Here is a 410-nt window from a genome sequence, read left to right as displayed (position 1 = left end):
AAGGTGATTGAAAAAACAGCTGGAGAGGCACAATTGAAAATGCAAAGGGATTTGATTGGAAACCTTAAGGAGCAACAAGCCTTATTGGTTAAAATGAGAAGAACAGAGAACGAAAAAAAGAATTCTGATACAGATAAAATTGCATCTTATTCACAGCAAATAAATGAGATCAATGATAAAATAGCTGAAGTAGCGGATAATTTTAAAAAATCAATTACAACTACAGAGTTTAAGGATTTATCACAAAAAATGGCTGAAGCATTAGTGGAAGCATTTGGGAAAGGCGAGGATGCTGCGAAATCATTTGACAATGTTGTAGATGATGTTATGCGAAATGCAGTTCAAAATGCTCTTAAAATGAAATTCCTAGATGAAACAGCTCAAAAAATGGTTGATGAGTTATATAATTC

1 protein-coding gene is annotated in these 410 nt (G+C 32.9%); it reads left to right on the top strand.

Annotated features, from left to right (window positions below; genetic code table 11):
* The coding region (locus SB724_RS19445; protein ID WP_410572417.1) for a hypothetical protein at positions 1-410 on the top strand (410 nt) is incomplete at both ends.

Source organism: Bacillus sp. SIMBA_031 (genome assembly GCF_046535225.1).
In the GTDB taxonomy this organism is placed as follows: Bacteria; Bacillota; Bacilli; order Bacillales; family Bacillaceae; genus Bacillus; species Bacillus velezensis.
Note: the sequence above shows the minus strand (reverse complement) of the source record. Positions and strands in the feature narration are given on the sequence as shown.